19 protein-coding genes are annotated in these 23,033 nt (G+C 66.5%); 7 read left to right on the top strand and 12 right to left on the bottom strand.

Features of this window, described 5'->3' with window-relative positions:
* Positions 1-7: 7 nt before the first annotated feature.
* From BAC01S_RS14610 to BAC01S_RS31335, 6 genes are all read right to left on the bottom strand, one after another.
* The gene (locus BAC01S_RS14610) at positions 8-721 is read right to left on the bottom strand and encodes an HMA2 domain-containing protein (protein ID WP_027795436.1); all 714 of its coding nucleotides are present in this window, start codon (positions 719-721) and stop codon (positions 8-10) included.
* A 143-nt stretch (positions 722-864) separates the two neighbouring features.
* Positions 865-1,275: a DUF5132 domain-containing protein gene (locus tag BAC01S_RS14605; RefSeq protein ID WP_043202262.1), complete on the bottom strand. Its 411-nt coding sequence runs from the start codon at positions 1,273-1,275 to the stop codon at positions 865-867.
* 413 nt (positions 1,276-1,688) lie between these two features.
* Complete coding sequence (locus tag BAC01S_RS14600) at positions 1,689-2,324, bottom strand: riboflavin synthase (RefSeq protein WP_027795434.1); 636 nt, start codon at positions 2,322-2,324, stop codon at positions 1,689-1,691.
* 53 nt (positions 2,325-2,377) lie between these two features.
* A complete protein-coding gene (gene ribD / locus BAC01S_RS14595) occupies positions 2,378-3,511 on the bottom strand; it encodes a bifunctional diaminohydroxyphosphoribosylaminopyrimidine deaminase/5-amino-6-(5-phosphoribosylamino)uracil reductase RibD (protein ID WP_027795433.1) in 1,134 nt (377 codons plus the stop codon).
* Positions 3,512-3,597: 86 nt separating this feature from the next.
* A complete protein-coding gene (hemL, locus tag BAC01S_RS14590) occupies positions 3,598-4,896 on the bottom strand; it encodes a glutamate-1-semialdehyde 2,1-aminomutase (protein ID WP_027795432.1) in 1,299 nt (432 codons plus the stop codon).
* A gap of 181 nt (positions 4,897-5,077) precedes the next feature.
* The gene (locus BAC01S_RS31335; protein WP_084168586.1) at positions 5,078-5,656 is read right to left on the bottom strand and encodes a hypothetical protein; all 579 of its coding nucleotides are present in this window, start codon (positions 5,654-5,656) and stop codon (positions 5,078-5,080) included.
* Positions 5,657-5,839: 183 nt separating this feature from the next.
* Here BAC01S_RS31335 and BAC01S_RS14575 point away from each other — a divergent pair, with 183 nt between their 5' ends.
* Positions 5,840-7,072 carry a Bcr/CflA family multidrug efflux MFS transporter gene (locus tag BAC01S_RS14575; RefSeq protein ID WP_027795431.1) on the top strand — a complete coding sequence of 411 codons (1,233 nt, stop codon included), beginning with the start codon at positions 5,840-5,842 and terminating at the stop codon, positions 7,070-7,072.
* Positions 7,073-7,158: 86 nt separating this feature from the next.
* Here BAC01S_RS14575 and BAC01S_RS14570 read toward each other — a convergent pair whose 3' ends face one another.
* From BAC01S_RS14570 to zwf, 3 genes are all read right to left on the bottom strand, one after another.
* Positions 7,159-9,075, bottom strand: a complete 1,917-nt coding sequence (locus BAC01S_RS14570; protein ID WP_027795430.1) for a bifunctional transcriptional regulator/glucokinase — start codon at positions 9,073-9,075, stop codon at positions 7,159-7,161.
* Complete coding sequence (pgl, locus tag BAC01S_RS14565) at positions 9,056-9,757, bottom strand: 6-phosphogluconolactonase (RefSeq protein WP_027795429.1); 702 nt, start codon at positions 9,755-9,757, stop codon at positions 9,056-9,058. Before pgl ends, BAC01S_RS14570 begins: the two co-directional genes overlap by 20 nt.
* Before the next feature lie 91 nt (positions 9,758-9,848).
* Complete coding sequence (zwf, locus tag BAC01S_RS14560; RefSeq protein ID WP_043202259.1) at positions 9,849-11,315, bottom strand: glucose-6-phosphate dehydrogenase; 1,467 nt, start codon at positions 11,313-11,315, stop codon at positions 9,849-9,851.
* Between the two features lie 567 nt (positions 11,316-11,882).
* On the opposite strand from zwf, the gene BAC01S_RS14555 reads away from it, so the two are divergent.
* From BAC01S_RS14555 to BAC01S_RS14540, 4 genes are all read left to right on the top strand, one after another.
* Positions 11,883-13,130, top strand: a complete 1,248-nt coding sequence (locus BAC01S_RS14555; RefSeq protein WP_027795427.1) for an ABC transporter substrate-binding protein — start codon at positions 11,883-11,885, stop codon at positions 13,128-13,130.
* 168 nt (positions 13,131-13,298) lie between these two features.
* Positions 13,299-14,240: a carbohydrate ABC transporter permease gene (locus BAC01S_RS14550; RefSeq protein ID WP_027795426.1), complete on the top strand. Its 942-nt coding sequence runs from the start codon at positions 13,299-13,301 to the stop codon at positions 14,238-14,240.
* Positions 14,230-15,087 (top strand): carbohydrate ABC transporter permease, encoded by an 858-nt coding sequence (locus tag BAC01S_RS14545; RefSeq protein WP_027795425.1) that lies wholly within the window; start codon positions 14,230-14,232, stop codon positions 15,085-15,087. Before BAC01S_RS14550 ends, BAC01S_RS14545 begins: the two co-directional genes overlap by 11 nt.
* A gap of 32 nt (positions 15,088-15,119) precedes the next feature.
* Positions 15,120-16,238, top strand: coding sequence for an ABC transporter ATP-binding protein (locus BAC01S_RS14540; protein WP_027795424.1), 1,119 nt, complete (start codon positions 15,120-15,122; stop codon positions 16,236-16,238).
* 102 nt (positions 16,239-16,340) lie between these two features.
* Here BAC01S_RS14540 and BAC01S_RS14535 read toward each other — a convergent pair whose 3' ends face one another.
* Positions 16,341-17,114, bottom strand: coding sequence for a Smr/MutS family protein (locus BAC01S_RS14535; RefSeq protein WP_027795423.1), 774 nt, complete (start codon positions 17,112-17,114; stop codon positions 16,341-16,343).
* A gap of 130 nt (positions 17,115-17,244) precedes the next feature.
* Positions 17,245-18,240, bottom strand: a complete 996-nt coding sequence (trxB, locus tag BAC01S_RS14530; protein WP_027795422.1) for a thioredoxin-disulfide reductase — start codon at positions 18,238-18,240, stop codon at positions 17,245-17,247.
* A gap of 394 nt (positions 18,241-18,634) precedes the next feature.
* On the opposite strand from trxB, the gene BAC01S_RS14525 reads away from it, so the two are divergent.
* Positions 18,635-20,956: a DNA translocase FtsK gene (locus tag BAC01S_RS14525; RefSeq protein WP_027795421.1), complete on the top strand. Its 2,322-nt coding sequence runs from the start codon at positions 18,635-18,637 to the stop codon at positions 20,954-20,956.
* Between the two features lie 57 nt (positions 20,957-21,013).
* Positions 21,014-21,742 carry an outer membrane lipoprotein chaperone LolA gene (lolA, locus tag BAC01S_RS14520; protein WP_027795420.1) on the top strand — a complete coding sequence of 243 codons (729 nt, stop codon included), beginning with the start codon at positions 21,014-21,016 and terminating at the stop codon, positions 21,740-21,742.
* A 17-nt stretch (positions 21,743-21,759) separates the two neighbouring features.
* On the opposite strand, the gene BAC01S_RS14515 is transcribed toward lolA, so the two are convergent.
* Positions 21,760-22,833, bottom strand: coding sequence for an MBL fold metallo-hydrolase (locus tag BAC01S_RS14515; RefSeq protein WP_027795419.1), 1,074 nt, complete (start codon positions 22,831-22,833; stop codon positions 21,760-21,762).
* Between the last annotated feature and the right edge of the window lie 200 nt (positions 22,834-23,033).

Genomic DNA, 23,033 nt, shown 5'->3' with positions numbered 1-23,033 from the left:
GTGCGGGTCAGGCAGCCGCGCCGCGCGGGGCGGCCGTGGCGGGCGCGTCGGCTGCCGGGCGGCCGTCCTGCTTCAGTTCGATGAGGTGGTTCATGGCGAAGAGGCCAAGGGTGACCCACATCGGCGTAGCGGCCTCTGCGCCGATCTCGACGAAGGTCGCCACCGCGAGGCCGCCCACCAGCACGAACTTCAGATCGATGGTGTTGTCCGTCATCGCCTTGATCTGATAGTCGACTTTCTTGAACAGGTCGACCGTGGCGCGCACGGCTTCCGAGCGTTCGGCCAGGAACTCGGCTTCCGCCTCGATTTTGCTGGCGATTTCCTCGATCTCGTCGCCGGGCTTCGCGGCCTTGACGGTGACGTCGGCCTGCGCGCAGCAGCGGTGGAAGTGCGTCTGGAATTCGGCTTCGTGGCTCGGATCGTAATGGATCACGATGCTGCCGGTGTCCGGCTTCGCCTTCACCTTCGTAATGCCAGGTATGGCCGAGAAAACGCTCTGGAACAGCGTGAGAAATTCCGGGTTGTTCTTCGCCGACGGGATCTTCATGCGGATCCGGCCCGGCACCTTGTGCTCGATTCTCACCTCGCGTTTCTTCTTTTTGGCCCGCGCTGCCCGCGCAGCTTCGTCGCTCTCGACGGATGCGCCGGGGGCCTCGGGCTCGTGCGTCGAGGCGGCGAGCAGTGCGTTGGGGGAGGGATCGTCAGGTACGGGATGACTCATGGGCAGCGTTCGATAGTGCCAGGGAGTGGTCGGCGGGTGCGTGGCCGCGCTTCCTGAACGGCGCGGCGGGCGACGACCCGCAACGAGGAAGGGGCGCACAGCGGCGGGCAGCCCTGCGGGCGCCCGCTGCCGGCATGCGCCGCTCAGGCCTTCGCGGCCTCGGCGGCCGGCACGACTTCTCCCGCGGCTGCCACTTCTTCGGCCTCGACCTCCGCTGCGATGTCGCTCATCTGCTCACGGACTTCGCCGACGGCCGACCGCGCCTTGCGGCCGAGTTTGTAAGCACCCCGAACGGTACGATTGAAGAGCGGCTGAATGCGATCGCCGAGACCCGGCAGATACTTCGGGGCGAGCGCGGCAGCCGCGCCGATCAGGATGCCGGGAATCAGCGCGCTTTCGAGAATGGCGGCGCCGACCACCACGACGCCGATCGTCGCCACTTTCGACTGCATGTCGTCACCCTTGGGAACCGCATCGTCGTGCTCGTTCTCGACGGTGTGTGCGTGATCAGCGTGAGCGCTCGCGCCGTTGAGCTCGACTTTGTACTTTCCCATGATCCGGTCGTTCCTTTTACCTGAGGTCTAGAGACGATTCGGGCGACCGCGAGCGGTCGCCCCATGCGAGTTGATTGTTTTGTACGCTCGAACTGTGACACGCAGGTTACGCCGCGGAGCATTTCATTCGAAGACCTATGCGAGCCAGGCGAATGAAAAATTATGGAGGTTGTTCGTAGGTTTTTTGAAAGTCAGTAGGACGAATGGAGATGCCTGCTTTGAGGGCTTGCTTTGAGGACGTGCGTTGAAGACTCGCTGCGGGCCGGCATCCCTATGACGAATGCAAAAACGGTCATGCCGGCGGCCCTCGACGTGCTGGATGCCTCGAAACGGGAGGCGCTGCCCGCTTCGAAACATGGATTGAGCTGAGGTTGGCGAGACGACGACAGGCAGTCGTCTCGTTGAAATCTAAATTATTTCAATAACTGATCGCCGTCCTGACCTGCCCCGAGCATCCGCTCGACATATCGCGCAATCAAATCGATCTCCAGATTCACCTTCGTCCCCGCCTGCAGATGCTTGAGCGTCGTGACCTCGACCGTATGCGGGATCAGATTGATCGAGAATTCGCAGCCGTCCGCGCGGTCCTCGACCGAGTTGACCGTGAGGCTCACGCCGTTCACCGTCACCGATCCCTTGTAGGCGAGGTAGCGGCCGATCTCGGCAGGCGCGAGAATGCGCAGCTCGTGCGATTCGCCTACCGGCGCGAAGCGCGTCACGGTGCCGAGGCCGTCCACGTGACCCGAAACGATGTGGCCGCCCAGCCGGTCGTGCGCGCGCAGCGCCTTTTCGAGGTTCACTTCGCCCGTGGCCGCGAGGCCCACGGTGCGGTTCAGGCTCTCGCGCGAAACGTCGACGTCGAAGCTCTGCGCCGTCTTCTCGATGACGGTCATGCAAGCCCCCTGGATCGCGATGCTGTCGCCGATCTGGACGTCGTCCATGCCGAGCGCGCCCGCATTTACGCTCAGGCGCACGCCTGCATCGGCGTCGCTGCCGAGCGGCTTGATCGATTCGATGCGGCCCACCGCCGCGACGATTCCGGTAAACATCGTGCTGTTCCTTAGGTTCGGTTCGTTGATGGGAGTGGCGGCCGCGGCACCGGTCAGGGCGCGTCCGCTTGCGAGGCTTCGCCGCGCTCGATGCGCGCGAGGATGCGCAGGTCGTCGCCGATGCGATCGACCGCGTGGTACTTGAGCCGCGTGCGCGCGTCGAGCGATGCCGGCGCGGCCATGTCGATCATGCCGAGCGCGTTGGTGCCGAGCAGCGACGGCGCGAGGTAGACCAGCAGTTCGTCCACGCAGCCCTCGCGCAGGAGCGATCCGTTGAGCTTGTAGCCGGCTTCCACGTGCAGTTCGTTCACGCCGCGCGCGGCGAGTTCGCCCAGCATGGCGGGGAGGTCCACTTTGCCGTGCGCGTTGCCGAGCGCCACCAGTTCCGCGCCGCGCGCGCGCAAGGCTTCGGCGCGCGCTTCGTTGTGTTCGTCGAGCGAGGCGCAGAACACGAGCGCCGGCGCTCCCACGAGGATCTGGGCCTCGGGCGACACGTCGAGCCGGCTGTCCACGAGCACGCGCCTGGGCTGGCGGGGAGTCTCGACGGCGCGCACGGTCATGCGCGGGTCGTCTTCCTTGACCGTGCCGATGCCGGTGAGGATGGCCGAGGCGCGCGCGCGCCACGCGTGTCCGTCCGCGCGCGCGGCCTCGCCGGTGATCCATTGGCTTTCGCCCGAGGGCAGGCCCGTGCGGCCGTCGAGCGAAGCCGCGATCTTCATGCGCACCCACGGACGCTTGCGCACCATGCGCGAGACGAAGCCGATGTTCAGCTCGCGCGCTTCATTGGCGAGCAGGCCGCAGCGCACGTCGATGCCCGTTTCCCGCAGCATCGCAAGACCGCGTCCCGACACGAGCGGATTCGGGTCTTCCATTGCCGCGATCACGCGGCCGACTTTCGCTTCGATCAGCGCGTTTGCGCAGGGCGGCGTGCGGCCGAAGTGGCTGCACGGTTCGAGCGTTACGTAAGCCGTGGCGCCGCGCAGGTCGTGACCCCGCCCGCGGGCGTCCTTCATCGCCTGGATTTCGGCGTGGTCCTGGCCGGCCGGCTGCGTATAGCCTTCGCCGATCACCTCGCCGTCCTTCACCAGCACGCAGCCGACGCGCGGATTCGGATCGGTCGTGTAAAGGCCGCGCGCCGCGAGGGCGAGCGCGCGCTCCATGTGGAGGAAATCGGTTTGCGAAAACATCGTCGTGCTTGCTCCGCGGCGGCGGGTCGGGTGAGCGGGGCGCGTATCAGCGCCCGGCGGTGGCGTGACGGCAGCTCCGGCGCAAGTCAGGCGGCGAAGGCGCGGCGCGCGGCGGCGATCGTTTCGTCGATCGTCGCGTCGTCGTGCGCGCTCGACACGAAGCCCGCCTCGTAAGCCGAAGGCGCGAAGTACACGCCGGCGTCCAGCATCTGGTGGAAGAAGCGGTTGAAATGCGCAATGTCGCTCTTCGTGACTTCGGCGAAGCTCGTGGGGATCTTGTCGGCGAAATAGAGGCCGAACATGCCGCCCACCGCGTCGGCCACGAACGGCACCTTCGCGTCACGCGCCGCCTCGCTGAGGCCCTGCGCGAGGCGCGCCGTTTGTGCCGAGAGCTTCTCGTAGAAGCCGGGCGCCTGGATCAGCTGCAGCGTCTTGAGTCCAGCCGCGACGGCAACCGGGTTGCCCGAGAGCGTGCCTGCCTGGTAGACGGTGCCATTGGGCGCGAGGTGGTCCATGATCTCGCGGCGTCCGCCGAATGCGGCCGCGGGCATGCCGCCGCCGATCACCTTGCCGAGGCACACCATGTCGGCCTCGACGCCGTAGAGCGCCTGCGCGCCCTTGAGGCCCACGCGAAAGCCGCACATCACTTCGTCGAAGATCAGCACGGCGCCGTGCTTCGTGCAGAGGCTGCGCAGTGCGCCGATGAATTCGGGCGTGCCCGTCACGAGATTCATGTTGCCGGCCACCGGCTCGACGATCACGGCGGCGATCTCGTCGCCGAAGGCCTTGAACGCTTCTTCGAGCGCGGCCACGTTGTTGTACTCGAGCACCGTGGTGTGCTTCGCGATGTCGACGGGCACGCCCGCCGAAGTCGGATTGCCGAACGTGAGCAGGCCCGAGCCGGCCTTCACGAGCAGGCTGTCGGCATGGCCGTGGTAGCAGCCTTCGAACTTCACGATACGGTCGCGCTTCGTGTAGCCGCGCGCGAGGCGCAGCGCGCTCATGGTGGCCTCGGTGCCGCTCGACACCATGCGCACCTGCTCCATCGACGGCACGAGCTTGCAGATTTCCTCGGCGATCTCGATCTCGGCTTCGGTCGGCGCGCCGAACGAGAAGCCGTTCTTCAGCACGCGCTCGACGGCTTCGAGCACTTCGGGATGAACGTGGCCGAGGATCATCGGGCCCCAGGAGCCGATGTAGTCGATATAGCGCTGGCCGTCGGCGTCCCAGAAGTACGGCCCTTGCGCGCGTTCGACGAAGCGCGGCGTGCCGCCCACCGAGCGGAACGCCCGCACGGGCGAGTTGACGCCGCCGGGAATGGTGCGCTGCGCGCGTTCGAAGAGGGCTTCGTTCCTGGATTGCGTGCTGGACTGGGTGTTCGGCATGGGAGCTGGACCTGCGTGAATGGTGTGGCGCGCGGCGCGACGGTCTCGCGCGGCGTAGGGATGATCTGCTGAAATTGTACCGGAGTCGCCGGGATCGGGCCGGCGGCGCCAGCCGGGGATGGGCGCCGCCTTGTGTCTTGCTCGCAAGCCTGTGGCCGGCGCGCGTTATGTGAACTGGCGGCTATTTCAGGCTGGTGCGCTTGCCCTTGTCGGGCAGAGGGGTTTTGATGCGTCCCGAACCGGAGGTGGCGCCCGGCTGCGCAGCGCCCAGGCCGATGGGGTGCGCCGCATGGGCCGCGGCCAGCGCCAGCGACGGCACGGGCCGGCGCCCGGTCAGTTCGGCCCAGCGCTTCTCCAGCGCACCTTCCGCGATCGGCTTGATGCTGGTTCCCGAGCTCTGGGCGTCCCAGGTCTGCACCGAGAAGGGATGCGCGCGCAGCGCATCGCGGCCGATCACGACCTCGCGGGTTGCATCCACGAGCCAGTCATAAACGAAATCGATGCACAGGCGGTAGCCGCGCTTGTAGGCCGCATCGGGCACTTCATAGGGCGCGCGCGTCACGTAGCCCGAGCCGAAGATGCCGCGCGGCTCGGACGCGACGCGGTGCACGAACACGCGGTCGCCCGGCAGGATGCCGCGGGCGAAGCCGCAGCCCCAGGTATCGGCGACGGCTTCTCCCAGCCGGACGCGTCGCGCCAGCTCGGGGAGTTCGGGCCAGGGCCACTTCTTGGGGCTCCAGATCAGCAGGAAGGCGGTCATCGGTCGGGCTGCGCGCAGCGCGTTGGCAGGAAGCCGGCAGCTTACCGCGAAGGCGCGCACATAGGCGTTTTTAAGCGTCGGGTACAATTCCGTTATTCGACGCCGCTTTGCGCCACCCGCATTGCGCGCCTTTGACCGATACGGCCGTCGCGCATCGCCGGCGGCTCGTTCCCGCACGCTCCCATGCCCCATTCCATACGCCGCCGGCCCGACGTCCGGCTGATCCTGCTGCTTGGCGCGCTCGCGGCCTGCGGCCCGCTCGCGACGGACATGTACCTGCCGAGCCTGCCCGCCATCGCGAAGGCCTTCGGGGTATCGGCGTCCGCGGCTTCCGCGACGCTCACGAGCTTCATGGCCGGCTTTTCGGTCGGCATGCTGCTGTACGGGCCGCTCTCCGATGCCTACGGCCGGCGTCCGGTGCTGCTCGGCGGCATCGCGCTCTTCACGCTGGCGAGCATTGCGTGCTGGCTGTCGTTCTCGGTGGGGGAACTGACGATCGTGCGCTTTCTGCAGGCGCTGGGCGCGGGTGCCGCTTCGGTGCTGGCGCGCGCCATTGCCCGCGATGCGCACGAGCCCTCGGACGCCGCGAGGGTGCTCTCGATGGTCGCCATCGTCACGGCGATCGGGCCGCTGCTCGCGCCGTTGCTCGGCGGGCAACTGCTGCTGCTCGGCGGCTGGCGCATCGTGTTCGTCGCGCTGACGCTGTTCGGCATGGCCTGCGCGGTGGCGGCGTACCTGCGCGTGCCCGAGACGTGGCCGCCCGAGAAGCGCGAAAGCGGTGCGGTCCTGCGCTCGTTCGCGGCTTATGGGCGGCTGCTGCGCGATCCGCTGGTGTGGGGGCACATGGTCTGCGGCGGCATGGCGTTCGCGGCGATGTTCACCTATATCTCGGCCACGCCGTTCGTCTATATCGAGTACTTCCACGTCACGCCGCAGCATTACGGCTTCTTTTTCGGCCTGAACATCCTCGGCATCATGCTCGGCAATTTCCTGAACACGCGCTTCATCGGGCGCGTGGGCACGCTGCGCATGGTGTCGATGGCGTCGCTCGTGAGCATCGTGGCGTCGTTCTTCGTCGCGCTGGCGTGCCTCACCGGGTTGGGCGGCCTGGGGTCGATCGTGGTCGGCCTGTTCTTCGTGGTGGGCGTGGTGGGGCTGCTCGGCGCGAATTGCGCGACCGATCTCATGTACCGCTATCCCGTCAATGCGGGCGCGGCGGCGGCCGTGTTCGGCGCGGCGCAGCTCGGTCTCGGCGCGTTCGCGAGCGTGGTGGTGGGCTGGTTTCCGGGCGTGTCGCCGTTCGGCATGGGCTGCACGATCGGCGTGTTCGGCGCGCTGACCTGGGTGGGCCGCCGCGTGGTGATCAAGTGGCATGGCCGGCCCGCGCCGGGGCAGCCGCAGCCGGCCTCGGTCTGAGCCGCTTACGGCAGTTGTAGCACCCATGAAAATGGGACGCCGAGGCGTCCCATTCTTCTTCGCGGCGACGGCGCGCCGATATGCGCTTACTCGCGCGCGGTCGAAGAGGCGCCGTGGCTCAGCCAGTCGAGCACGGCGGAGGCATCGTCGTCGGCCTGTTCGCGCGCGCGTTCCACGGCGTCGTGCATGCCACCGTCCGACGACGCGCGGCGAATCGCGACGCCCACCGCGAGGATATCGATCATCAGCAGATGCAGGACGCGCGAGATCATCGAGAGCTGCGACTCGCGCATTTCGATGTGATCGGTTTCGAGCGCAACGGTTGCGCGCTTGGCGAGCGGCGTGTTGCTCGAGGTGATCGCAATGACCTTCGCGCCGGACTGCATGGCAACGTCGAGCACGCGCAGGAGCTCGGGTGCGCGGCCCGACTTCGAGACCGCCACGATCACGTCGCCCTTGCCGAGCAGGGCGGCGGAAGCCGCCTGCATGTACAGGTCGCCGTAGGCGATGGTCGGGATGCCGAAGCGGAAGAACTTGTAGTGCGCGTCTTGGGCGACGATGTGCGAGTTGCCGAGGCCGTAGAACTCGATGCGGCGCGCGCCGTTGAGCAGCGTGATGGCTTCCTCGACGTGCTCGAAGTTCAGATGCTCGCGCAGCTGCAGGATGGCCGAAACCGTGTTGTCGAGCACCTTCGCGCCGAAGTCGGTGGCCGTGTCGCCCAGATGGACCTGGCTGTGGCTCACGGGAATCGTGCCGGTGAGGCCCGTGGCGAGCTTGAGCTTGAAGTCCGAGAGACCCTGGCAGCCGAGCGAGCGGCAGAAGCGGATCACCGTGGGCTGGCTCACGTCGGCCTTGCGCGCGATGTCGACGATCGGGTCGTTGATGATCGAGCGCGGATGGTTCAGCGCGAGGTCGGCCACGCGGCGCTCGGCCGGCGTGAGCGCGTCGCGCATCTGGCGGATGCGCTCGAACACGGCCGACGAGCCGCCGCCGGCACGGTTCGACAACTGCTCCGCGAGGATCGCGGAGACGCCGAGGAACGCCGGATATTCGGCGGTGATGACGTAGGTCGGGATGTTCGCGAGATAGGCGTCGAAGCGCCCCTTGGCCTCGAAGCGCTGGCGGAACGACGAGCGCGTGAAGAGTTCGCCCAGACGCGGCACCACGCCGCCGCCGATGTAGATGCCGCCGAGCGAGCCGAGCGTCATGGCGATGTTGCCCGCGAAGCTGCCGAGAATGCCGCAGAAGCACTCGACGGTTTCGAGCGCGAGCGCTTCGCCTTCGTGCGCGCGCTTCACCACATCGGCGGTGTCGAGGTTCGCCGGCAGGCGCTTCTTGTCGCGCGCGGCGAGCGCGCGGTAGATCAGCTCGAGGCCGGGGCCCGCGCAGACGCGCTCGAACGAGACGTGCGGCCACTTCTTGCGCGCGTGCTGCAGCACGAGATCCTCGCGTTCGTCCTGCGGCGAGAAGCTGGCGTGGCCGCCTTCGCTGCCGAGCGCGATCCAGCGGTCGTCGGCGGGAATGAGGCCGGAAACGCCCAGGCCCGTGCCCGGCCCGAGCAGGCCGATCACGCTGTTCTGGCGGCGCTGGCCGCCGCCCACCTGCACGCGCTGGGTGTCGGTGAGGCCCGGCAGCGCCATGGCGAGCGCGGTGAAGTCGTTGACGACGAGCAGCGTGTCGAAGCCGAGCGCACGGCGCGTGGCTTCGATCGAAAAGGTCCAGTCGTGGTTGGTCATGCGGACCTGGTCGCCGTCGACCGGGTTCGCGATCGCAATGGCCGCGTGGTTCACGCGGCCGATCTTGGTGTCCTTCAGGTATTGCCGGATTACTTCCGCGACGCCGGGATAGTCGGCGCACGGATAAACGCGGACCTGGCCGATCTCGCCCGGGCCGGTCTCGAGCGCGAAACGCGCATTGGTACCGCCGATATCGGCGAGCAGCCTGGGTCCGTCGGCGTGCTGGCCCGCGCCAGGGGCGGTTTTGTTAGGCACACCAGTAGACATCGAGTCTCACTCCCTTGTCGTTCGCCAGCTTCGAGATGGCGTTGTTTTGTTCCGCCGCGGCGGCTTGTTGCAAAACCTCCAGCTTGCGCTGACCGGCGATCAGCAGGAAGAGCCGGTCGACCTGGCGCAGCGCCTGCATCGACCAGGACACGCGCGCATGCGGCGCGGCCTGCGGATGGACGGCCACGAACGGGCGCGCCGTGGTGAGCGCCTCGTGCCACTCGGGGGCGTCCGCGAAGATCGACGCGGTATGGCCGTCCTCGCCCATGCCGAGCACGGCGACGTTGGGCAGCAAGCGCTGCGGGTCGGCATTGAGCGCTGCCACGTGGGCGTCCAGCGCCTGGCTCACGTCCACGAGCGGCAGGAAGCGCGCGTTGGCGGCTTCGTTTTTCAGCAGCGTTTCGTGGACGAGGCGCGCGTTGCTGGCCGCGTCCGTTTCCGGCACCCAGCGGTCGTCGACGAGCGTGATGTCGGTGCGGGACCAGTCGAAGCGGTGCGTCGACAGGGTCTCGAGGAAGGGGCGCGGGCTCGTGCCGCCTGAAACGGCGAGCGTCGCACGGCGCGCACCGGTTCCGGGCGCGGCGCTCTGAGCGGCGAGCGATGCATGTAGCGCATCGCCCACGGCTCGCGCCAGCGCGTCGGATTGGACGCGCGGGTCGTCGAATACGTGAAGCTCGATCACTTCTCCTCCATGCAGCTTTTTTGTAGGTTTCGGATGATAGCCATCAATCAGTCAATTCCCGGCGCGCGGGGCGCGCCGTCTTGCAGCGTGTTCAGTTCTCTTCTTCGAGCCAGCAAGTGCCGTGCTGCGCGAGCATCGCGCTCGCCGCCGCCGGGCCCCACGTGCCGGCCGCATAGGGCTTCGGCGCGCGCGCGGAGGTGGCCCACTCGTTCAGGATCGGCTCCACCCACTTCCATGCCGCTTCCTGCTCGTCGCGCCGCACGAAGAGCGCGAGGCGCCCGTTGATCACGTCGAGCAGCAGGCGCTGGTAGGCCTCCATCTGGCCTTCGCGGAAGAACTGGTCGAACGCGAGGTCCAGATGCACGCTCGCGAGGTTCATCCCTTCGCCGGGCTGTTTCGCGAGGCAGTAGAGACGGATGTTCTCGTTCGGCTGCAGGCGGATCACGAGGCGGTTCGCGCCGGAGCGCAGCGCCGGCGCGCCGAGCGCCGAATGCGGCACGGGGCGGAAGTTCACCACGATTTCGGCCACGCGATCGGCAAGCCGCTTGCCGGTGCGCAGGAAGAACGGCACGCCGGCCCAGCGCCAGTTCTCGATCTCGACCTTCAGCGCGACGAAGGTTTCGGTGCGGCTGTCGGTTTTGACGCCGGGCTCCGTGGCATAGGCCGGCACGGCCTGGCCGCGGATCACGCCCGCATGGTACTGGCCGCGCACCGCGACCTTGCCGATGTCGTTGGCGTCGATGGGCTTGAGCGCGCGCAGCACGCGCAGCTTCTCGTCGCGCACCGAGTCGGAGTCCATCGAATGCGGCGGCTCCATGGCGACGATCGAGAGCAGTTGCAGCAGATGATTCTGCACCATGTCGCGCAGCGCGCCGGTATTGTCGTAGAAATCGCCGCGCGCCTCGACCCCGAGTTCTTCCGCGATCGTGATCTGGATGCTCTCCACCCACTCGCGGCGCCACAGCGGCTCGAAGAGCGCATTGCCGAAGCGCAGCGCGAGCAGGTTCTGCACCGGCTCCTTGCCGAGGTAGTGGTCGATCCGGTAGATCTGGCCTTCGGCGAAGATCTCGCCCACGGCGTCGTTGATCGCGTTGGACGACTTCAGATCGTAGCCGAGCGGCTTTTCCAGCACGATGCGCGCGTTTTCGTTCAGGCCGACGGCGGCGAGCGCGCGGCAGATCGGCACGAACAGCGACGGGCCCGTGGCGAGATAGAACACGCGGATGCCCGGCATCGCTTCGATGCCGTCGCGCAGCATCGCAAAGTCTTCGGCGCGCGAGAGGTCCAGCTTCACGTAATCGATGCGCGCGAGGAAGCTTGCCCAGGCGGCCTCGTCGAGGCCGTTCTTCGAGACGTGCGGTTTGACGTGCGCGTCCACCCACTGGATGTACTCGTCGCGGTTTTCCTCGTGGCGCGCGACACCCACGATCCTGCCCGACTCCGCGAGCATGCCTGAACGGTGGGCTTCATACAGGGCCGGCAGAATCTTGCGCATCGACAGGTCGCCGGTCGCGCCGAAAAGAACGAACGTGAAGCCCGAATCGGTCTGGAATTGCATAGTCTCCGTCACAGTCCTGGGGGGCCGCTGCAGGGGGAAGTCGGGCGGCCGTAGTCCGATAAAATTTTTTTTGACACTGAATTGTAGTTTAACTACAATCCAAATCAAGAGGTAACGTTCATTCGACGAAAAAAGCGTGGCGGCCTGCGGTGCGGGGTGGTCTGACGTGATTTCGCGGGCGGACGGAACATCCCTCATGTTAAAGGACAATGAATTTGTCGATGCGCGAGCCGGCCGTCCGGATCGTCGCCATGAGGGGCGTTGGCCGCGTGACGCAAGCGGCGCCTCGACCTGCCGAGGGTGAGCAACCTGTGATCTTGCCCGCCGGCCGGTGAAAATCAAAAGAGGAGACAGTCAGTTGCATTCCGAATCACTCATCTCTTGAGCGTCCAGCGGCCGGAAACCGGCTCGCGGCCCGCGCACGTTTAGTGAAAACACGCGCGCGCGGCACTCCGGCGCCCGACCGTCCAGTGTTTTGCCTGTTTTTGTGCCTGTTTTAACCACACCGCACCCTGGCGACATCAGGGGCCAAACTTTTTTTGTTCAGGTGTCTGGAGGAGATAAGCAATGAAATTCCGAGCGATCATGGGCGCCCTGTGCGCCGCAGGTCTGATGGGCAGCGTCGTCACCGCGCAAGCAGCCGAGTCCCTCGAAGTGCTGCACTGGTGGACGTCGGGCGGCGAATCGAAGGCCGTCGGCGTGCTCAAGGACGACATGCAGAAGCAGGGCTATGTGTGGAAGGACTTCGCGGTCGCCGGTGGTGCGGGCGCGGCAGCCATGACCGCGCTGAAGACCCAGGTGATTTCGGGCAATGCGCCGAGCGCTGCCCAGATCAAGGGTCCGCTGATCCAGGAATGGGCTGAGCAGGGCGTGCTGGTGCCGATCGACTCGGCCGCCACCGACTGGAAAGCTAACCTGCCGCCGCAGATCGACAAGATCATGCACGCCGATGGTCACTACGTCGCCGCGCCGTTCTCGGTGCACCGCGTGAACTGGGTGTGGATCAACAAGGCCGCGCTCGACAAGGTGGGCGGCAAGGTGCCGACCACGTGGCCGGAATTCTTCGCGCTCGCCGACAAGATGAAGGCTGCCGGCATCCAGCCGGTCGCCGCCGGCGGCCAGCCGTGGCAGGATCTGACGCTGTGGGAAGACGTGGTCCTCTCGCAGGGCGCGGACTTCTACAAGAAGGCGATCGTCGATCTGGACCAGAAGACCCTGACGTCGCAGCAGATGGTCGGCGTGTTCGACACGGTCCGCAAGATCGAGTCGTACATGGATAACGGCCGCACGGGCCGCGACTGGAACCTCGCCACGGCGATGGTCATCAACGGCAAGGCCGGCATGCAGTTCATGGGCGACTGGGCCAAGGGCGAGTTCGCGAACGCGAACAAGCAGCCGGGCACGGACTACGTCTGCGCGCCGGTGCCGGGCACCTCGAAGGGCTACACGTTCAACGTCGACTCGTTCGTGTTCTTCCAGCAGAAGGGCGAGAAGGCGGCGACGGCCGGCCAGCTCGCGCTCGCGAAGACCATCATGAGCCCCGCGTTCCAGGAGCAGTTCAGCCTGTACAAGGGTTCGATCCCGGTCCGTCTGGGTGTGGACATGAGCAAGTTCGATGCGTGCGGCAAGCAGTCGTACGCGGATGAGCAGACCGCGATCAAGGCGGGCGGCTATGTGCCGTCGCTCGCTCACGGCATGGCTCAGCCGGACGCAACGGCCGGTGCGATCACCGACGTCGTGACGAAGTTCATGAACTCCGACGAAGACTCGAAGAGCGCAGTCGAAGCGCTCGCCAAGGCAGCAAAGACGAAGTAAGCAGGGTGAGTTCCGCGCGCGGTGCGTAGGTGTCTATGCCGCGCCGCGCGCGGCACCCTGGGCATGACGGTTCAGCCCGAACCTTTTCCCGTGCGAAACGGGCCTTCGCGCCGCTTGTGAACACAAGCGCGCACCGGCGCCGCGACGCACCGTACCAGGAGTTGCGCAGTGACTGCTTCTCTTAGCGGCAACGGCAAGGCGGCCACGCCTGCCACCCGCCGCACGTCGCCCATGGCGGCGCTTGCAGACCGCTGGATTCCGAAGCTGGTGCTTTCGCCCAGCATTCTGATCAGCCTCGTGTTCGTCTACGGCTTCATCGCCATTACCGGCTATCTTTCGCTGTCCGATTCGCGACTGATGCCGCGCTACGATTTCGCGGGATTCGAACGCTATAGCGAGCTTTTCTCCAACGACGTCTGGTGGACGTCGGCGCAGAATCTCGGCTGGTTCGGCATCCCGTTCATTGCGGTCTGCGTGATCCTCGGCCTCTTTCTCGCGATCCTGCTCGACCAGCAGATTCGCCAGGAGGGCGCGCTGCGCGCGGTTTTCCTCTACCCGATGGCGCTCTCGTACATCGTGACCGGCACGGCCTGGCAGTGGATCTTCAACCCGGACCTCGGTCTCCAGCAGGTGATGCACCAGTGGGGCTGGACGAGCTTCCAGCTCGGCTGGCTCAACGACCCGGACAAGGCCATCTTCTGTATCGTGGTCGCGGCCGCCTGGCAGTCCACCGGCTTTTGCATGGCGCTCTTTCTCGCCGGCCTGCGCGGCGTGGACAGCGAAATCTTCAAGGCCGCCCAGGTGGACGGCGCGACGCTGCCCACGATCTATCGCAAGATCGTGATTCCGAGCATGCGTCCGGTGTTCTTCTCGGTGCTGCTGATCCTGTGCCACATCACGATCAAGACGTTCGACCTCGTCGTCGCGCTGACGGCCGGCGGTCCGGGAACTTCTTCATCGCTGCCCGCCATTTTCATGTACACGTTTTCGTTCAACCGCGGGGAGCTTGGCGTCGGCGCCGCTTCGTCGATGATGATGCTCGCAACCGTGGTGGCCGTGCTCGTGCCGCTGATGTACCTGGAATCGAGGAGCACGCGCAATGCAGCCTAAGATGAAGGTAAGCCGCGTGGTCATCTACGCGGTACTGATCCTGTTCGCGTTGTACTTCCTGTTCCCGCTTTACGTGATGCTCTCGACGTCGCTGAAGACGCTCGACGAACTGCACGCGGGCAACATGCTCACGCTGCCCGCCCACCCGACCTTCGCGCCGTGGGTGAAGGCCTGGGCCGAGGCCTGCACGGGCGTGCGCTGCGACGGCATGCAGCCGTTCTTCATGAATTCCGTGAAGATGGTGATTCCGGCCGTGCTGATCTCGTCGATCATCGGCGCGTTCAACGGCTATGTGCTCACGCACTGGCGCTTCCGCGGGGCCGACGCGCTCTTCACGATGCTGCTGGTGGGCTGCTTCATCCCGTTCCAGGCGATCCTGCTGCCCATGGCGCGCCTTGAGGGCTTCTTCGGCCTCTCGAACACGATCGGCGGCCTCGTGCTCGTGCACGTCGTGTACGGCATCGCGTTCACGACGATGTTCTTCCGCAACTTCTACGTGAGCGTGCCCGCCGAACTCGTGAAGGCCGCGCGCATCGACGGCGCCGGTTTCTTCATGATCTTCACGCGCATCATGCTGCCGATCTCGCTGCCCATCTTCATGGTGTGCCTGATCTGGCAATTCACGCAGATCTGGAACGACTTCCTGTTCGGTATCGTGTTCTCGGGCGTCGATTCGATGCCGATCACGGTGGCGCTGAACAATCTCGTGAACACGTCCACGGGCGTGAAGGAATACAACGTCGACATGGCCGGCGCGATCATCGCCGCGCTGCCCACGCTGCTCGTCTACGTGATCGCCGGCCGCTACTTCGTGCGCGGCCTCACGGCGGGCGCGGTGAAGGGTTAATACTCAAGTCTGTTGAGAAAAGGATTCATAGCATGGCAAGCCTTTCCATTCGCGACGTCTACAAGACCTACCCGAACGGGGTGCCCGTCCTGAAGGGCGTCAACATCGACATCGAAGACGGCCAGTTCCTGATTCTGGTCGGCGGCTCGGGCTGCGGGAAGTCGACGCTCCTGAACATGATCGCGGGTCTCGAAACCGTCACCAAGGGCGAGATCTGCATGGACGGCAAGGTCGTCAACAACCTCTCGCCGAAGGATCGCGACATTGCGATGGTGTTCCAGTCGTACGCGCTCTATCCGTCGATGACGGTGCGCGAGAACATCTCGTTCGGCCTCAATATCCGCAAGGTGCCGAAGGCCGAGCAGACGCAGATCGTCGACCGCGTGTCGAGCATGCTGCAGATCCAGCATCTGCTCGACCGCAAGCCGGGCCAGCTCTCGGGCGGCCAGCGCCAGCGTGTGGCGATGGGCCGCGCGCTCGCGCGCGATCCGATCATGTTTCTGTTCGACGAGCCGCTTTCGAACCTCGATGCCAAGCTGCGCATCGAGATGCGCTCCGAAATCAAGCTGCTGCACCAGCGCGTGGGCAAGACGATCGTCTACGTGACGCACGACCAGATCGAGGCCATGACGCTTGGCGATCGCATCGCCGTCATGAAGGACGGCATCGTCCAGCAGTTCGGCGCGCCGCAGGACATCTACGATTCGCCGTCGAACCTGTTCGTGGCCGGCTTCATCGGCGCGCCGCCGATGAACTTCATCAACGGCAAGCTGGTGGAGCAGGGCTCGGGCGTTGGTCTCGAACTCGACACGGGCGTGGCGCGCAACGTGCTGAACCTGCCGTTCGAGGCGAACAAGGTGCGCGGCCACATCGGCCAGGAAGTGGTGCTGGGCCTGCGCCCCGAGCGCATCACCGACGCGCGCAGCTCGCACGACGGCCACGGCCACGAACTGCAGCGCCATACGGTGAAGGTGGACGTGATCGAGCCGACCGGCCCGGACACGCTCGTGTTCGCGCAGATCAACGGCAAGCGCGTGGTGAGCCGCGTGCACCCGGGCTCGAATCCGCAGCCGCTCAACAACATGGAACTGCTGTTCGACGTGTCGAAGGCCGTGTTGTTCGATCCGAAGACGGAAGAACGCGTCGCCTGAGCCGGGCAGGGCGGTTCAGAATGAAAAGCCTCACGTGCGGGTCGCACGTGAGGCTTTTTTCATGTCCGCGGCTGATCGGGACGACGGCGCGCCGCCTCAGCGCTACAACTGCGGATGGTGCTGATGGTGTCCCGGCGCGTGCGGCTGCAGCAGCACGAGCACGGCGCCGGCGCCGCCGTCGTGCGGCCGGGCCTGGCAGAACGCGATGACTTCCTCCTTCTGCACGAGCCACGCGCGCACCTTGCCCTTGAGCACCGGTTCCTTGCCGACCGAGCCGAGCCCCTTGCCATGGATCACGCGCACGCAGCGCAGGCCGCGCTTGCCGGCTTCGCGGATGAACGCCTGCAGCGCCTCGCGGGCTTCCTCGCGGCGCATGCCGTGCAGGTCCAGTTGCGCCTGCACGATCCACGTGCCGCGCCGCAGCTTCTTCACGACCTCGGCGCTGACGCCGGGGCGGTGGTAGTAGAGCGAGTCGTCGGTGTCGAGGAGCGTTTCGGGATCGAAGTCGTCGGAGATCGCTTCGTGCAGCACGGCCTGCTCGTCGCGCTGCGTCTGCAGCGGCAGCGGCACGGGCGGCGCGCGCCGCGCGTTCGTGCGTGGCGGCGCGTTCAGCGGTGCGACGGCGCCCACTTCGCGGCGAAAGAGGTCGCTGTCGGCGGCGGCTTCCACACGGGCTGTCTGAGCGGCGGCGCGCTCGCGTTCGCGCTGGCGCGTCTCTTTCTTCAGGGCGTCGCGCAGGCCGCCGAGCCCGGAGAAGCCCGCCTGCGGCTTGCCGGCGGTTTCGGCCGCGAGAGCCGCCGGAGTGGGTGTAGGCTCGACTGCGCGGGCGGGAGCGGGGCGTTTGGGTTCGCCGGGATGAGGCACGTTCTTCGGCATGACAGAAAGCGCGGGAGGGTTGGGACAGGATGGATTCGGCCCGGTGCCAAAGAAAAGGGCCGCCGGCTGGCTGGCCGCGGCCCTCGTTCCGGCGCGCCGGCCGCCTGGCCTTGGCGGCAACGCCTTTGGCTTAGCGCTCGGCTTCGGCGCTCATGACGTGCGGCTGGCCGATCTCGTCGATGGTCTCGAGATAGCGCTGCGCGTCGAGCGCGGCCATGCAGCCCGTGCCGGCGCTCGTAATCGCCTGGCGGTAGACGTGGTCCTGCACGTCGCCCGCCGCGAACACACCCGCCACGCTCGTGCCGGTGGCGTTGCCGCTCAGGCCGCCGTTCGTGATGATGTAGCCGTTCTTCATCTCGAGCTGGCCCGCGAAAATGTCGGTGTTCGGCTTGTGGCCGATCGCGACGAAGAGGCCTTGCAGGTCGATGTCGGTGGTGGCGCCGGTCTTCGCGTTCTTGATGCGAATGCCGTTCACGCCGCCGTCGTTGCCCTTGACTTCGTCGAGCACGTGGTTCCACTTGATCTCGACCTTCCCTTCCTTTTCCTTCTCCAGCAGGCGGTCGATCAGGATCGGCTCGGCGCGGAACTTGTCGCGGCGATGGATCACCGTCACCTTGCTCGCAATGCCGGCGAGGTACAGCGCTTCTTCCACGGCCGTGTTGCCGCCGCCCACCACGGCCACGTGCTGGTTGCGGTAGAAGAAGCCGTCGCAGGTGGCGCACGCCGAGACGCCGCGGCCCATGTACAGCTCTTCGCTCGGCAGGCCGAGGTATTGCGCCGACGCGCCGGTGGCGATGATCAGCGAGTCGCAGGTGTATTCGCCCGAATCGCCGATCAGGCGGATCGGCTTTTCGTTCAGCTTCGCCGTGTGGATGTGATCGAACACGATTTCCGTGTTGAAGTGCTCGGCGTGCTCGAGGAAACGCTGCATGAGCTCGGGGCCTTGCACGCCGTTCGGGTCCGCGGGCCAGTTTTCCACGTCGGTCGTGGTCATGAGCTGGCCGCCCTGCGCGAGGCCGGTGACGAGGAGCGGCGAGAGGTTCGCGCGCGCCGCATAGACGGCCGCGGTGTAGCCGGCGGGGCCGGAACCGAGAATCAGGACTTTGGCGTGTTTGGTTGCAGACATGGTCGAAATCCGTAGAAAGACGCTGCGGGTGGTGCTTCGAAGCGGGCTGTGGAGCGTGCTTCGAGGCGGCGCCGCCCGCCGGTGCGGCGGGGGACACGCAGGTATTTGGGCATCAAGCCGCAATTATAAAGGCGGGGGCCGATCGCTGCCTCATGAAGCTTCCTCATCGAGCCGATAGCCATGGAACGGGCCGGCGAAGCCGGCGGCGCTCCGCGCGCCGGCCGTCGTTGCCACGCTGTTGCCACGCCGTTGCCGGTTACCGTCATTTACAGCCGGGGCCTAAACAACCCGTTTACAATAAGCCGGATCGGACGACGGCGGCCGCGCCCTTACGCTGCAGAGATGCGCGGCGCGCGCGGACCGCGTATGCATCAAGAATCAGCACCAGGATTCAATGGCCAAAGCTCCCTATTCCGCGCAGGCGCAGGCACTGCCTCACCGCATGTCGCGCCTTCTCACCGAAATCCGCTGGCTGCTGCAGGTGGCGCTAGGCGTCTTCCTGCTGATGGCGCTCATCAGCTACAGCCGCCACGACCCGAGCTGGACCCATGCCGCCCAGGTCGATCACATCGCGAACTGGGCCGGCCGCGTGGGCGCGTGGACCTCGGACATCCTGCTGCTCCTCTTCGGCCTTTCGGCGTACTGGTGGATCGTGCTGCTCGCGCGCCGCATCTCGGCGAACTACCGGCGCATCACGCGCCACGAGGCGATCGAGGACGACGGCGAAGACAAGCCGCGCGACCATAGCTGGATCGCCGAAGGATTCGCGTTCGTGCTCGTGCTGCTGGCTTGCGACGGTATCGAGGCGCTGCGCATGTGGTCGCTCAAGGTGCAACTGCCGCGCGCGCCGGGCGGCGTGGTGGGCGAGGCGGTCGCGCGCGGCGTGTCGCACGCGCTCGGCTTCACCGGCGGCACGCTGGCGCTGCTCCTGGCGCTTGGCATCGGCCTGTCGCTGTATTTCCGCTTTTCGTGGCTCTCGGTGGCCGAAAAGGTGGGCGAGGCCATCATCGACGCAGTGACGCTCGCGCGGCTGCGCCGCGAGGCGGTGCGCGACCGCAAGCTCGGCGAGGCCGCAGCGGTCAAGCGCGAAGGCAAGGTCGAGCGCGGCCGCGTGAAGATCGAGGAGCACGAGCCCGTGACGATCGTGCCGCCCGTGGTCACGCCGCAGCGCTCGGAGCGCGTGGAGAAAGAGCGCCAGGTGCCGCTCTTCACCGACCTGCCGGGCGACTCCACGTTGCCGCCCATTTCGCTGCTCGACGCCGCGCCCGCGAGCCAGGAGACGATTTCCGACGACACGCTCGAATTCACCTCGCGCCTCATCGAAAAGAAGCTCAAGGACTTCGGCGTGGATGTGGCCGTGGTGGCCGCCTATCCGGGGCCGGTCGTCACGCGCTACGAAATCGAGCCGGCAACGGGCGTGAAGGGCAGCCAGATCGTCAATCTCGCGAAGGATCTCGCGCGTTCGCTCTCGCTCGTGTCGATCCGCGTGGTGGAGACGATTCCGGGCAAGAACTTCATGGCGCTCGAATTGCCGAACCAGCGCCGCCAGACGGTGCGCCTCTCGGAAATTCTCGGCTCGGCGGTCTATGCCGACGCGCCTTCCGCGCTCACCATGGGCCTCGGCAAGGACATCGGCGGCAAGCCCGTCTGCGCCGACCTCGCGAAGATGCCGCACCTGCTCGTGGCCGGCACGACCGGCTCGGGCAAGTCGGTGGGGATCAACGCCATGATCCTCTCGCTGCTCTACAAGGCGAGCGCCGAGCAGGTCCGCATGATCCTGATCGATCCGAAGATGCTCGAAATGAGCGTCTACGAAGGCATCCCGCACCTGTTGTGCCCCGTCGTAACCGACATGCGCCAGGCCGGCAATGCGCTGAACTGGACCGTCGCCGAAATGGAGCGCCGCTACAAGCTCATGAGCAAGCTGGGCGTGCGCAATCTCGCGGGCTATAACAACAAGATCGAGGAAGCGAACAAGCGCGAGGAGAAGATTCCGAATCCGTTCAGCTTGACGCCGGACGATCCGGAGCCGTGCCAGAAGCTGCCGCACATCGTCGTGGTGATCGACGAACTGGCCGACCTCATGATGGTGGTCGGCAAGAAGGTGGAAGAGCTGATCGCGCGCATCGCGCAGAAGGCGCGCGCGGCGGGCATTCACCTGATCCTCGCCACGCAGCGGCCCTCGGTCGACGTCATCACGGGCCTCATCAAGGCCAACGTGCCGACGCGTATTGCCTTCCAGGTGTCGTCGAAGATCGACTCGCGCACGATTCTCGACCAGATGGGCGCCGAATCGCTGCTCGGCATGGGCGACATGCTCTACCTGCCGCCGGGCTCGGGCCTGCCCGTGCGCGTGCACGGCGCGTTCGTCGCCGACGACGAGGTGCACCGCGTCGTCGACAAGCTCAAGGAGCAGGGCGAGCCGAACTATATCGAGGGCATTCTCGAAGGCGGCACGGCCGGCGAGGGCGACGAGGGCTCGGCGGGCGCGGGAACCAGCGGCACCGGCGACGAGTCCGACCCGCTATACGACCAGGCGGTCGAGGTGGTCATCAAGAACCGCCGCGCGTCGATCTCGCTCGTGCAGCGGCACTTGCGCATCGGCTACAACCGGGCGGCGCGGCTGCTCGAACAGATGGAGCAGTCGGGGCTCGTTTCCGCGATGTCGTCGAACGGCAATCGCGAGATTCTCGTGCCCGCGCGCGACGCTGATTGAGGCCGACTCAGGTCAATTAAGGCCGCGCGCCTCCCATTCCTATTGGAGAATGATTTGATGCAGTTTTTTGCTGGACAACCGGGCCGCCGTTTTGCCCCACTGGCTCATCTTGGCGCCCGTGCGGCGCGTGCCTGCGCCGTGGCGCTCGGCGCTTCGGTGCTGATGGCGTCGCATGCGTTCGCGGGCGGCACCGATCAGCTCAAGCAGTTCGTCGCGCAGGTGCATTCCGCGCGCGGCGACTTCGTGCAGCGCGAGCTGAAGGTGCCGTCGGGCGCGAAGAACGCGAGCGACGCGATCGCCTCGGCCATGTCGAGCGCGAAGGTCTCCAGCGGGACGTTCGTGTTCGCGCGGCCCGGCAAGTTCATCTGGCAATACGAGAAGCCGTACCAGCAGCTGTTGCAGGCCGATGGCGACAACCTCTACGTCTACGACAAGGATCTGAACCAGGTCACGGAGCGCAAGCTCGGCGGCGCGCTGGGCGCGAGCCCGGCGGCGATCCTGTTCGGCAGCAACGACCTCGACAAGAACTTCACGCTGCGCGACGCGGGCGTGAAGAACGGCATCGACTGGCTCGAGCTGATTCCGAAGTCGAAGGACACGCAGTTCCAGAGCGTGGGCATCGGCTTTCGCGACGGCAACCTCGAAGCGATGGAACTGCACGACGTATTCGGCAACGTGACGCTGCTCACCTTTTCGAACATTCAGACGAATCCGTCGCTGCCGGCTTCGACGTTCAAGTTCGTGAGGCCGGCAGGCGCCGACCTCGTGACGGGCGGCGCGAACTAAGGCGGCGCTGAACCGGCTCAGACGGGCGCGAAGCGGATCACCTCGTCCGCGCCGGTTTCGCGCCGAAGCTTGCCCGCCAGCCACAGCAAATGCAGGTGGGCGAGCGCCTCGCCCATGGCGAAGGTCATCTGGTGGATGTCGAGCTGGCGCTTGAACATGAGCGGCACGATGTCGGCCGCGCTGCGCGGCGCCGCCGCGCAGGCTTCCATCACTTCGGCCAGGCGCGCGTCGTGGTGCGCGCGCAGCTGCGCGATGCGCGTGCGCACGCCGCGGAACGGCTTGCCGTGCGACGGCAGCGCAAGCGTGTCCTCGGGCATCGTCTCGTAGCGGCCGAGCGATTCGAGGTACAGCGCGAGCGGGTTGCCTTCCGGCTCGACTTCGAACACCGAGACGTTGGTCGAGATGCGCGGCAGCACCATGTCGCCCGAAATCAGCACGCGCGTTGCCTCGCAGAAGAGGGCGCAATGCTCCGGCGAATGGCCGTAGCCCGTCACGACGCGCCAGTCGCGCCCGCCTATCGTCACCGTGTCGGCTTCGCGCAGGCGCCGGTACTGCGCCGGCAGCGCGGGCACGAGGCTCGTGTAGTAGCCGCGGCGGTTGCGCAGCTTCTCCAGCGACTCCGGATCGGCCAGGCCGTGGCGGCCGAAGTGGCGCGCGGCGCCTTCGCCGCCCGCGTTTGAGCCGTCGCCCGAGGACATGACGCGGGCGCTCATGTATTCGCCGAGCGTGGTCCACAGGCGCACGTCCCAGCGCTGCTTCTCGCCGCCCGCGCAGATCCAGTGCGCGAGGCCGATATGGTCGGGATGGCAGTGCGTGACCAGCACGCGCAGCACCGGCAGGCCTTCCAGCGCGGTATCGAACACCTGTTCCCAGTGCGCCTTGATGATGTCGTTGGTGATGCCGCAGTCCACCACGGTCCAGCCCGGCTGGCCGTCGATCTCGTCGCGCAGCAGCCATAGATTGATGTGGTCGAGCGCGAACGGCAGCGGCATGCGCAGCCACTTGACGCCGGGTGCGACGTCGAAGGTGTGGCCGGGTTCCGGCAGGGTGTCGGCGTAGGGATAGTCGAGCTGGTGTTCGAGAGCGTTCATCGGGGGTGTCTTCTCCATTCTTGTCGCCGCGGCCCGGGGCCAACGGCTTGCCAACATTGTCGCTGCATTGCGTCAACGCTGTCGGCCGGCATTTTGCGCGGCGGTTGCACAAGCGCCAGCTTGACGATAACGTAAACGTCGATTGTATAGCCCAACGCAGTCGAATGTGACCCGAAGCCCGCCCTCGGCGGCGCCGGTTC

This window comes from Paraburkholderia acidipaludis NBRC 101816 (genome assembly GCF_000684975.1).
GTDB lineage: Bacteria > Pseudomonadota > Gammaproteobacteria > Burkholderiales > Burkholderiaceae > Paraburkholderia > Paraburkholderia acidipaludis.
Note: the sequence above shows the minus strand (reverse complement) of the source record. Positions and strands in the feature narration are given on the sequence as shown.

What these genes read in the sequence shown, in the direction of transcription:
- trxB (WP_027795422.1), bottom strand. Translation starts at nt 18,240, where the DNA reads ATGTCTGCAACCAAACACGCCAAAGTCCTGATTCTCGGTTCCGGCCCC.
- BAC01S_RS31335 (WP_084168586.1), bottom strand. Translation starts at nt 5,656, where the DNA reads ATGACCGCCTTCCTGCTGATCTGGAGCCCCAAGAAGTGGCCCTGGCCC.
- BAC01S_RS14600 (WP_027795434.1), bottom strand. Translation starts at nt 2,324, where the DNA reads ATGTTTACCGGAATCGTCGCGGCGGTGGGCCGCATCGAATCGATCAAG.
- BAC01S_RS14545 (WP_027795425.1), top strand. Translation starts at nt 14,230, where the DNA reads ATGCAGCCTAAGATGAAGGTAAGCCGCGTGGTCATCTACGCGGTACTG.
- BAC01S_RS14570 (WP_027795430.1), bottom strand. Translation starts at nt 9,075, where the DNA reads ATGTCTACTGGTGTGCCTAACAAAACCGCCCCTGGCGCGGGCCAGCAC.
- ribD (WP_027795433.1), bottom strand. Translation starts at nt 3,511, where the DNA reads ATGTTTTCGCAAACCGATTTCCTCCACATGGAGCGCGCGCTCGCCCTC.
- hemL (WP_027795432.1), bottom strand. Translation starts at nt 4,896, where the DNA reads ATGCCGAACACCCAGTCCAGCACGCAATCCAGGAACGAAGCCCTCTTC.
- zwf (WP_043202259.1), bottom strand. Translation starts at nt 11,315, where the DNA reads ATGCAATTCCAGACCGATTCGGGCTTCACGTTCGTTCTTTTCGGCGCG.
- BAC01S_RS14515 (WP_027795419.1), bottom strand. Translation starts at nt 22,833, where the DNA reads ATGAACGCTCTCGAACACCAGCTCGACTATCCCTACGCCGACACCCTG.
- BAC01S_RS14605 (WP_043202262.1), bottom strand. Translation starts at nt 1,275, where the DNA reads ATGGGAAAGTACAAAGTCGAGCTCAACGGCGCGAGCGCTCACGCTGAT.
- BAC01S_RS14525 (WP_027795421.1), top strand. Translation starts at nt 18,635, where the DNA reads ATGGCCAAAGCTCCCTATTCCGCGCAGGCGCAGGCACTGCCTCACCGC.
- BAC01S_RS14575 (WP_027795431.1), top strand. Translation starts at nt 5,840, where the DNA reads ATGCCCCATTCCATACGCCGCCGGCCCGACGTCCGGCTGATCCTGCTG.
- lolA (WP_027795420.1), top strand. Translation starts at nt 21,014, where the DNA reads ATGCAGTTTTTTGCTGGACAACCGGGCCGCCGTTTTGCCCCACTGGCT.
- BAC01S_RS14535 (WP_027795423.1), bottom strand. Translation starts at nt 17,114, where the DNA reads ATGCCGAAGAACGTGCCTCATCCCGGCGAACCCAAACGCCCCGCTCCC.
- BAC01S_RS14555 (WP_027795427.1), top strand. Translation starts at nt 11,883, where the DNA reads ATGAAATTCCGAGCGATCATGGGCGCCCTGTGCGCCGCAGGTCTGATG.
- BAC01S_RS14540 (WP_027795424.1), top strand. Translation starts at nt 15,120, where the DNA reads ATGGCAAGCCTTTCCATTCGCGACGTCTACAAGACCTACCCGAACGGG.
- BAC01S_RS14610 (WP_027795436.1), bottom strand. Translation starts at nt 721, where the DNA reads ATGAGTCATCCCGTACCTGACGATCCCTCCCCCAACGCACTGCTCGCC.